This window comes from Azoarcus taiwanensis (assembly GCF_012910885.1).
GTDB lineage: Bacteria > Pseudomonadota > Gammaproteobacteria > Burkholderiales > Rhodocyclaceae > Azoarcus_F > Azoarcus_F taiwanensis.
Map to the genome: position 1 here is coordinate 1 of NZ_WTVM01000219.1, position 3,374 is coordinate 3,374.

At 61.1% G+C, this 3,374-nt stretch carries 4 protein-coding genes; all 4 read left to right on the top strand.

The window, feature by feature from the left end:
• Positions 1 to 684: molybdopterin dinucleotide binding domain-containing protein (locus tag GPA21_RS19590; protein ID WP_211163720.1), on the top strand; the 684-nt coding region annotated here is incomplete at its 5' end.
• Between the two features lie 28 nt (positions 685 to 712).
• A complete protein-coding gene (locus tag GPA21_RS19595) occupies positions 713 to 1,465 on the top strand; it encodes a 4Fe-4S dicluster domain-containing protein (RefSeq protein WP_211163721.1) in 753 nt (250 codons plus the stop codon).
• Between the two features lie 14 nt (positions 1,466 to 1,479).
• Positions 1,480 to 2,679 carry an NrfD/PsrC family molybdoenzyme membrane anchor subunit gene (gene nrfD, locus GPA21_RS19600; RefSeq protein ID WP_168989753.1) on the top strand — a complete coding sequence of 400 codons (1,200 nt, stop codon included), beginning with the start codon at positions 1,480 to 1,482 and terminating at the stop codon, positions 2,677 to 2,679.
• Positions 2,680 to 2,747: 68 nt separating this feature from the next.
• A partial coding sequence (locus tag GPA21_RS19605) for a molecular chaperone TorD family protein (RefSeq protein WP_168989754.1) occupies positions 2,748 to 3,374 on the top strand: 627 nt, incomplete at its 3' end.

A 3,374-nucleotide genomic window follows, 5' to 3' on the forward strand; every position in this document is an offset into this window, starting at 1 on the left:
GGTGTGAACAGCTTCGAAAGCTGGAAGGAAAAGGGTGTCTGGTTCAAGAAACCCTATCACTGGCGCCAGTTCCGTGGCGAGTTCTACGAATGGGACGGTCGCGGCTACAACACCCTGATGACGCCGGAGGACGTGAAGACCAAGCTCATCAAGACGCCTTCCGGCAAGTTTGAATTCAAGTCGGGCCGCCTCGAGCAGCACGCCGACTACGTGCAACGGGAACTGGGCATTCCAGCCGCACGGGCCGGTCTGATCCAGTGGGTGGAACCCAAGCATACCGGCCAGGGAGACCTGTACTTCGTCACGCCCAAGACACCGCTGCATGCCGAGGGGCGCTCTGGAAACATTCCGCATGCGATCGCCAACCAACAACCGATAGTGGGTGGACGTAATACGGTGTATCTGGAGATCCACCCCGATACCGCCCGTGCGCGCAACATCCGGAATGGTGACAAGGTTCGCATCCGTTCGAACCTGGGCACCATCGAGGCCTACTGTCGCTACATGCCAGCGCACCGCCCCGACACCCTGGTCATGCCAATGGAGCACGGACACTGGGCGCAAGGTCGCTGGGCGCAGGGACGACTGCCCGGGCATTCGGGCGAACTCACCGAGAACGTGTCCGATCCGATTTCCGGCCTGGCCTGCTATTACACCGGCAAGGTCACCGTGGAACGGGCCTGACCCCTGAGAACGAGAGGAGCTTAAGACAATGGCAAAGTGGGGAATGGTCATCGACCTGGACAAGTGCACCGGCTGTCAGGCCTGTACGACGGCATGCGCAATGGAAAACAACACCCTGCCCGGCGAGAGCTGGCAGGACGTGCTCTATTACCACGAGGGCACCTACCCGAGCGCGCAGATGAAGTGGCTGCCGCGCCCCTGCATGCAGTGCGAAAACCCTTCGTGTGTGCATGTGTGCCCCACCCGGGCGACCTACAAGGATATGGATGCCGGTGGCATCGTGTTCGTCGATTGGGACAAGTGCATCGGCTGCAAGTACTGCATGATCGCCTGCCCCTACGGCGTGCGCTTTTATGCCGACGAGAAACCCTTGCTGGAGCCCGACTTGCGCGAGATCTTCCCGGGCGCAGATGGGCAGATGTGGAGTCCGCCCTACCAGAATCCGGACCAGGACTGGAAGCGCGGCATCGGCGTGCAGCCGCCGGGCGTGGTGTCGAAATGCACCTTCTGCTACCACAAGGTCAGCAAGGCACCGGCCGGGGCGGTCGATCTGGACGAAGACGTTCCCGAGATGAAGGAATACGTGCCCGCCTGCGTGCGCACCTGCCCGCCCAAGGCCCGCTTCTTTGGCGACCTCGACAACCCGACGAGCCAGGTCAACCAGCTCATCGGCGACAAGCACGGCGTACGGCTCAAGGACCACACCGGCAACAAGCCGCAGGTCTATTACCTCGGTGCGGGTGCCGGCGTACCGGCCTTCGAACCCAAGCCGCGTTCCTGAGGAGACACTGAAAAATGAATCAGCAAAACATACTCAAAGGGCCGGCCGGCCTCGGCCTGCTGGTCCTGTCGGCCATCGTACTGGTCGTCTCCTTCGGCTATGCGTTCATGAACCTGTCCAGCCAGGGGCACGCGTCGTTCAACACGTCTTCGACGCTCCCCTGGGGGCAACCGATCGCAACCTATCTCTACTTTGCGCTGGCTTCGTCCGGCCTGGGCATGATCGCGTCGCTGCCCCTGGTGTTCGGCTTCAAGCAGTTCTATCCGGTGGTCAAGCGTGCGATTTTCCTCGCCTTCGTCATCCTGGTGTCCGGGATGGCGGTGCTTGCCATGGAACTGGGCCACGTGTTCCGCATGTTGTGGGTAATCCCATTCAACATGCAGATCCAGTCGGCCATGTTCTGGATGGGTGTGTTCTACGTCGCCGATCTCATCTTTCTGTTGTGGAAACTGCAGACACTCGAAAAGGGTGAGTGGGACAGCAAGACCAGCAAACAGGTCGGCATCGGCTCCTTCCTGGCCGTGCTGCTCGCCAGTGGCAACCTCGCACTGATTTTCGGCATGATGAGCATGCGGCCTTTCTGGTTCGACGGCCTGCTGCCGATCTATTTCTATCTGACTGCGGTCGCAAGCGGCCTCGCGGCGCTGGTGTTCTTCATCTACCTGGCCCATGGCTTCAGTCGCGAAAACATGTCGTCGACGCTGCAACGCCTGTTGGAGGGATCGTTGCCAAAGCTGTTCGCGGCCGTGCTTGGCGGCACCCTGCTCTTCATCGCGGTTCGTGCAATCACCGGTCTCTACACCAACAACCCCGAGATCTACGTCGTCTGGCGTGATTACCTGTTCGCGTCGAGCACCTATCAGGCCTCGCTATGGCTCGGTATTGTTCTGCCCTTCGTCTTGATGATGATGGTGAACCTGCGCAACAACGCCTCGACTCAGGTGCTGGTGTCGATTCTGGTGTTCGGCGGGCTGTTCGCGGAGCGCTTCTTTTTCGTCGTCGGTGGCCAGGTCGTGCCGCTGTTCAAAGGCACCTGGGAATGGAATCTCATCCAGTACACGCCATCGGCCACCGAGTGGAGTCTGACGATCATGGGTTCGGCGCTGCTCTTCACGCTCTATGTGCTCGGTGAGCGCATGATGAACCTCTCCGCCGAACCGCCGGCCACAGTGGCCAGTCCGGCGCCAGGTGCGGGCGTCACGGCCAGCGCCTGACGCTCGCTGCACGCCACGGCACACTCCCATATGTGCCGTGGCCTTTCTGTCGAAAACCGGACAAATCGATGACACTCCCGCCACTCATGCTGACCGAACGCGCCGAACGCCTGCTCTGCCTCGCTCGCGCCTTCCTGCCACCCAGGGCCGAGAGTGCCCGCGAAGCAATCTGCAGTCACCTTGCTGCCGATCTGCTAGAACTTCAGCACGCACTCGGGGGCAACCCCGAACCCGCAGTCGCACTCAAGCGTACGATCGAATCGCTCGACAGCGCGGAGCAATTGCTGACCACCTACAGCCGACTTTTCCTGGCCCCGCCGGCGCCGGCGCTGCCCAATCTAGGTTTCTATCTCGACGGCGCGATGATGGGCAGCACTTGCCAGACGATCGAGAGCCTGTACCTGAAGTATGGCCTCGAGCGCGATGCGCAGCATTTCAAGGATGCGGCCGACCATGTCGCCCTCTATCTGCAGTTTCTTGGGTGGCTCATGGCGCACGCTGAAGAGCACCGTCTGGCCGGCGACACGCGAGCCCTGCTCGAGACGCTGACCGATGCTGTCCAGACCCTCACTCGTCACGCCGAGCCAGCATTGAAGCGGCTTCAGGAACAGATCCTCAAGACCGAGCATACGATGTCGCTCCCAACGGTCTACGGACAACTCACAAGCCTTGCCTTGGCAGCGACAACCGACGAC